The organism is uncultured Anaerovibrio sp. (genome assembly GCF_947302755.1).
In the GTDB taxonomy this organism is placed as follows: Bacteria; Bacillota; Negativicutes; order Selenomonadales; family Selenomonadaceae; genus Anaerovibrio.
This window is the reverse complement of the sequence record NZ_CAMYWM010000141.1, coordinates 1-6,267: the sequence shown is the minus strand read 5'-3', so window position 1 is coordinate 6,267 and position 6,267 is coordinate 1. Positions and strand designations below refer to the sequence as shown.

Below are 6,267 nucleotides of genomic sequence, written 5' to 3'. Positions count from 1 at the left end.
GTAATAGTCAGCCAGGGAATAATAGCCGGTATGATCGCCAAATGGGCCCTCCCATCGGGTTTCATCCACATCTACATAGCCCTCCAGAATAATCTCGGCATGGGCCGGAACCTCCACATCCACCGTCTTGCACTTTACCATTTCCACGCCCTTGTGACGCAGGAAGCCGGCAAATACCATTTCATCAATATCGCGTGGAAGCGGTGCTGTGGCAGCGTAGGTCACTACAGGGTCAGTACCGATGGCCACGGCCACCTCCATGCGCTGAACCCCCTGGGCCTTGGTATCGCGATAATTATCCGCACCGTTTTTGTGAATGTGCCAATGCATTCCTGTAGTCCTGCTATCATATTTCTGCAAACGATACATTCCCACGTTACGCTTGCCCGTATTCGGATTCTTGGTAAAAATTAATGGCAAGGTGATAAACCGCCCACCATCCTGGGGCCAGCATTTTAAAATTGGAAATTTATCCAAAGACGGGTTATCGGTAATGACCACCTCCTGACAAGGGGCCTTCTTTACGTACTTCGGGAAGTTAATCGCCCCCTTGGCCATAGGAATAATGCTCAATAAATCCATTTTGTGGGAAACGGAAATATAGGGAAGCCGCAGTATTTCCCGCAGCTCATCAGCAATATCATCCAGCTTTTCCACACCGAAAGCAATGGCCATCCGCTCCATGCTACCGAAGGCATTCATCAGCACCGGCATATCATAGCCCTTTACATTTTCAAAGAGCAGGGCAACATTTTTCGCCCCTTCCATCTTGGATACCCGGTCTGTTATCTCGGTAATCTCCAGCTCACAATCCACCTCTGTCTTGATGCGCTTCAATAAGCCGCGGCGCTCCAATTCAGTTATAAACTCCCGCAAATCCTTAAAAGCCATATCAGCTCTCCTACTTTCTTAAAACATATCTAACAACTAAATAACTCAGCCCATACAATAAGGTTAGTGGCAGGGCCAGGGTAACCTGCGATACTACATCGGGTGGTGTCAATAGGGCACCAACGATGAAGGACACAAAAAATACATACCTGAAATACTTTTTGAGTTGCTGGGAGGTAACCAGGCCAATGGAGGCCATAATAATGATTATCAGCGGCAGCTCAAAGGCCAGCCCAAAGGGCAGCAGGAATGTAATGATAAAATCAAGATACTTCTCAATCGAAAACAGTGGTGACAAATCATCAGAACCCATTCCCATAAAAAATTTTATACCAAGTGGAACAATGAGAAAAAAAGAAAAGGCCAACCCAAGATAAAATAGCAAAATGGAGCTTGGCACCATGATGCCCAGCACCATCCGTTCCCGTCTGGTAAAGGCCGGTACAAAAAAACGCCATATTTCATAAAAAACCACCGGCGTAGCCAATAAAAATCCGGAAAACAAAACCACCTTGGCATAGGAAAAAAAGGCCTCGCCCGGATGCATAAAATACAGCTTTCCGGCTGGTTCGAGCAAAAATTGCATTATTTTTTCATCAAAGGCATAGGTTATACAGCTCCCCACAAGTATGGCCACAACACAGCGGATCAGCCGCCGTCTCAGCTCGGTGAGATGATCAATAATTGACATTTCATCATCAGACTGATACTCGGCGTCCTCTGCCTCATCAGTCAGCTCATCTTCATCTGGCCGATAGTCATGACCAGCCTCCCCCTCAGGCACTTCCTCAGATCGGGAAGCAGTCACTTCCTCAGACCGGGAGGCGATCTTTTCCTTTTCGTCAGCCATTCCCTCTGATTCGATATCCACCATATTTTTTTCGTCTTTACTCATAATCAGGCTTCATCCTTAGATTTTTCCTTAGCTTCCTCAGTAATATTGATCGGTTCCTTCTTATCATTATCATTCTGGGCTGTCTTAAATTCCTTGATGCTCTTGCCAAAGGCCTTGCCAATATCCGGCAATTTACCTGGGCCAAAAATAACAAGGCCAATAATCAAAATTAAAATCAGCTCCGGTACACCAAATCCACCAATCATAACACGCCTCCCGCGACAATATAAGTTCTACACAATATAAGCTCTACACAAATAATTATACATAGCCAGATAAAAAATCTCAATACAATATCCCCTCCCGATGTCGGAAGGGGACCTATTTCACCGGGTTATCTGTCTTAGCGCACCTGGTCACCAGCTTGTTCCTTTTCTGCTGATGTGTCCACAGGCTTGGCCGGTTCCTGGACAGAGGCTTTCACAACCTCCTTGGCCGGCTTTTTGGCTGGCTCCTCATCATCCTCCATTATACCATTGGACACCTTGCGGAACTCCCTTATGGTTTTTCCCAGGGAACGGCCCAGCTCAGGTAATTTACCTGGACCGAAGACAATAAGCCCAATAATAAGAATTATAATAAGTTCCGGAACTCCTATACCAAACATTTCCTTACCTCCGTAAAAATTCAATCTAAAAATACTGACAGGTACTAAACTTCGTGCGAAACAGTGTTTTGCACTACGCTCTTACAACGAACACTAAGCTCCCACTGCACCGTGGGCTTGTGCTCGCTAAGTGTTCATAGTAAACTTACTGGACACCTGACGGTGTCCACACGCCCTTACAACGAACACTAAGCTCCCACTACGCCGTGGGCTTGTGCTCGCTAAGTGTTCATAGTAAAACTCCCGCCTATAAGACGGGAGAAATTTATCTATGTGCAATGGATTTTATTCTGTTAGAATTTTCTGCCGGCAACGAAGTCAGCCGCCATAACATAGGCTGTTCTGACATCCTCCGGTATAGTCTCCGGCAGCACGCCTCTTGCCCTATCAAGGTATTCCTCCACCTTTTTTCTGGTGAATTCAATACCATCTGTGGCCCGCACCAGCTCCAGGGCCCTATCCAAATCGGCCTTGGTCATATGACGATTGGTCACAATGGAAAGCAGCTCTTCCCGGTCAGGACTGGTTTCCAGAGCCCTTATTGCCGGTAGGGTGATAATTCCCTGAAGGATATCATTTCCCGCAGGCTTGCCAATGGTCTTGGAATCCCCTGTCAAATCCAGCAAATCATCGGTAAGCTGGAAGGCCATTCCAACACAGTAGCCATAATCGTATAAGGCCTGAACCTCCTTTTCCGGCAGTCCCATTACGTGTCCCCCCAGCTGACAGCTGATAGCCAGGAAATTGGCTGTCTTCATAGCAATACGCTCATAATACTCCTCAATATCGCAGGAGGCCCTATATATTTCCTTGTTCTGAATCAGCTCACCGGCGGAAAGGTCGGCCAACAGCCGGGAAAGCTGGTTATTGACCCGTTCCCCATAGCCATTTTCCGTTACCAGCACGAATGCCTTGGCAAAGAGATAATCCCCGGCCAAAATAGCCAGCTGATTGCCCCATTTGGCATTAGCCGTCTCCTCACCGCGACGGGTGGCGGCACTGTCCAGTACATCGTCATGAACCAGGGAGGCCATATGAATTAATTCCAAGGCCACAGCCAAGGGCATTACCCTCTCCAAATTAAAATTGGCACTACAACGAGCAGCCAAAAAGAACATGGCCGGACGCAACCGCTTGCCACCGGCCTTCACCAGGTGGTTGCCAATATCAGTGATGGTATCTACAGGGGACTTTACGGCTTCCTGTAGGGCTGTTTCCAAATCCGCCAAATCAGATTTTATTATATCAAATATCTTTTTAGACAATTTAATCCCTCGCAAAAAAACTTTAAAGCCCTATTATTTTACTATATATTGGCATTTTTTTCAAATTTTTGTCCCTTCTGCACAGGTAAATTTTTCTTTTCTAAACATTACCCAGATACACATACTTCAAATATTGTTTTGCAGTATTTTGCAGCTGCTGCAGGACGGTTATGGGTGTAGGTGGAATTTGAAATTTATAGCGGGGAAAATAGCGGGACAAATGTAAGGGAATATCCTGCCCCAGGCCGGCCAGCCATTGTGCCTCAGCCTCCATCATAGCCATATCATCATTCAGGGTCGGGACCACCAGGGTGGTTATCTCCACATGAACCCCCATTTCCACCGCCTGTGCTATAGTGCCCTTTACCGTATCAAAATCGCCTCCAAGTCCTTGATAGCCCTCGGCAGAAAATACCTTTAAATCAATATTCATGGCATCAATGTACGGCAGCAGCTCCATCAATGGACCCCTTGACAGCTGTCCGTTGGTCACCAGCACCACCCTCTGACCGGCCCTTCTCAGCAATGGAGCCACCTCCAACAGATATTCATAGCCCAAAAGCGGCTCATTATAGGTAAAGGCCACCCCTATACTCCCCGCCTCCCTGGTTGCTTTATCTGCCATATTCACCAGCTCCTCCGGGGAAACATAGCCCTGAGCCATTTCCCTGCCCCGCTGTGATATCTCATGATTTTGGCAGAAGGGACATTTCATATTACAGCCAAAGCTTCCCCAGGATAAAATACTGTGTCCCGGATAAAAATGATACAGGGGCTTTTTCTCAATGGGATCAATGGCCAGGGAGGTAACCAGACCGTAGGAAATATTTTTAATTTGTCCATCTATATGCTTTCTGGTACCGCAATAGCCGGTTTGTCCCTCCCCCAGGCTGCACCTGTGCGGACATAGCTCACAGCTTAAGCTCAGCTCATTATTCATGGCGGGTCACCTCAAAGCGCCACAGTCGGATTGGCTCCTCCGGGCCAATATTCCCCTTCCGTCTGGCAATGGCAATCTGTTCCTCCACCGTCTCTACCCCCTCCAAATCAGGCAATAGCAGACCACGACGATGATTGTCCTGACTGCCTACTATGACCCCATATCGCTTCACATCCAGCTCAGCCGGACCAGAAATGGGCTCAGGCTCTGACAGCACATCCACATCATAAACCAAATCCTCCAATTCCGCCTCTGTTACTGCCGGAAACCGCGGATCACCGGTTCCTGCCGATATTGCATTGGCGATGATTTCAGCTGCCAGATTATCCCTGACAGGCAAAATTGTGCCAATACAGCCCCTAAGCTGTCCTGCTTTTTTTATGGACACAAAGGCACCGGCCCGTGTATTAAGCATTTCCTCCGGCAAAGCGTCAGGTACTTCTATATGCTTATGATAAAGTACATAGCTTTCCAGGCTTGTTCGTGCCAGCCTTAAATAAGCATCTTCCTTTTCTCTTAATGCCGCCATAGTCTTTTTATGACTGTCCACAGCCTGTTCCCCTATGTTACGTCCACTGTTCTCTCCCTTAGGAGTAAAGCGTGCCACCCCGTAGCCCACGCCAAAGGGGCCCTCACATGACAGCAGCTCGGCATCCACCTCCAGGCAATCAAAGGCTCCTGCCATTATCCAAAATGAACGGAGACCGCATTCTGCAGCACCCTCTGCCAATTTGGAGGGTGTGGTAAGCAATTCCAGGAAATCCCCTTTGGCAAAGCAGTCAGCCATGCGTTTATCAAAGACGGGACCTTCCTCAGCAAAGCCATATGGGCCATCTGCCTTCAGCTTGTGGGACAAATCACCGCTGGCCACGATTATCAGCCTTCTGTTCAGCTTATTGGCGGTTTCCCTCAGCAACACCCCCAGTGAATAGTGGTGTATATTGGATAAGCCTGATAAGCCAACGCGCACAATTTTCCCCCTATAGCCTGCCTTCTGCAAAAAGTACAAGGGTATCATGGTGCCATGATCCAAATCTCCCCTTTGTTGGCCCAAGACTCCGGTGGCCAGTTTAATCCCCTCAGCGGCCTTCGCCACCTGCTGAACGAATTCCTCATCATATTCCACATCAAAGCTCAGCTCCGGATGACCAAAATTGGCAAAGCTGCCCTGGGCCCTTGCTCCGGAAGATATTTGCATATAATCGGCATACATGGTGGCGTGGGGACTGGTAATAACCACCACATCTGGGTTATTTGCCACTACCCAGTGAGCCACCTCCTTATATGCGTTAATGGTATCTGATATTTTATTTTCCTCACCCCGGCCAATCTCCGGCAAAATAAGAGGCGGATGAGGTACTGCACAAGCTCCAAGAAATGGCATACGTACACCTCCAAATTTTTTTCTATAAAGTTATTACGACAAAAACAACGCCAATACCTCTATTTTTATATCGAAAGATGGCAATTATATTGAGCGGTTAGTCATGGAGTGTTAAGAAGTTTTTATTTAAATACCCTAGTATTAGCGCAAAAATCATTTGTTTGAGCGAAGCGAGTTATGATTTTTAAGCTAAATAAAATAAATATAAACTTTAGCTACATGACTATGCGAAATATAACGAGCTTTAAGATGTCCCCCACCTCTTTAGGTGGGGGAAAACAAACT

The 6,267-nt window shown here is 47.2% G+C and carries 7 protein-coding genes; all 7 read right to left on the bottom strand.

Annotated features, from left to right (window positions below; all coding sequences use genetic code 11):
* Positions 1–891, bottom strand: an 891-nt coding sequence (locus tag Q0Y54_RS11110) for a UbiD family decarboxylase (RefSeq protein ID WP_297967802.1), incomplete at its 3' end; no start/stop codon positions are given.
* A gap of 10 nt (positions 892–901) precedes the next feature.
* Positions 902–1,786 (bottom strand): twin-arginine translocase subunit TatC, encoded by an 885-nt coding sequence (gene tatC, locus Q0Y54_RS11105; protein WP_297967800.1) that lies wholly within the window; start codon positions 1,784–1,786, stop codon positions 902–904.
* Positions 1,787–1,788: 2 nt separating this feature from the next.
* Positions 1,789–1,989: a twin-arginine translocase TatA/TatE family subunit gene (gene tatA, locus Q0Y54_RS11100; protein ID WP_297967804.1), complete on the bottom strand. Its 201-nt coding sequence runs from the start codon at positions 1,987–1,989 to the stop codon at positions 1,789–1,791.
* A gap of 140 nt (positions 1,990–2,129) precedes the next feature.
* The gene (gene tatA, locus Q0Y54_RS11095; RefSeq protein WP_297967797.1) at positions 2,130–2,393 is read right to left on the bottom strand and encodes a twin-arginine translocase TatA/TatE family subunit; all 264 of its coding nucleotides are present in this window, start codon (positions 2,391–2,393) and stop codon (positions 2,130–2,132) included.
* Between the two features lie 293 nt (positions 2,394–2,686).
* Positions 2,687–3,658, bottom strand: coding sequence for a polyprenyl synthetase family protein (locus Q0Y54_RS11090; protein WP_297967794.1), 972 nt, complete (start codon positions 3,656–3,658; stop codon positions 2,687–2,689).
* A 100-nt stretch (positions 3,659–3,758) separates the two neighbouring features.
* Entirely contained in the window at positions 3,759–4,598 is an 840-nt protein-coding gene (gene amrS / locus Q0Y54_RS11085; RefSeq protein ID WP_297967789.1) for an AmmeMemoRadiSam system radical SAM enzyme, read from the bottom strand.
* The gene (gene amrA / locus Q0Y54_RS11080; RefSeq protein WP_297967785.1) at positions 4,591–5,982 is read right to left on the bottom strand and encodes an AmmeMemoRadiSam system protein A; all 1,392 of its coding nucleotides are present in this window, start codon (positions 5,980–5,982) and stop codon (positions 4,591–4,593) included. Before amrA ends, amrS begins: the two co-directional genes overlap by 8 nt.
* Between the last annotated feature and the right edge of the window lie 285 nt (positions 5,983–6,267).

What these genes read in the sequence shown, in the direction of transcription:
- tatA (WP_297967797.1), bottom strand. Translation starts at nt 2,393, where the DNA reads ATGTTTGGTATAGGAGTTCCGGAACTTATTATAATTCTTATTATTGGG.
- amrS (WP_297967789.1), bottom strand. Translation starts at nt 4,598, where the DNA reads ATGAATAATGAGCTGAGCTTAAGCTGTGAGCTATGTCCGCACAGGTGC.
- amrA (WP_297967785.1), bottom strand. Translation starts at nt 5,982, where the DNA reads ATGCCATTTCTTGGAGCTTGTGCAGTACCTCATCCGCCTCTTATTTTG.
- tatC (WP_297967800.1), bottom strand. Translation starts at nt 1,786, where the DNA reads ATGAGTAAAGACGAAAAAAATATGGTGGATATCGAATCAGAGGGAATG.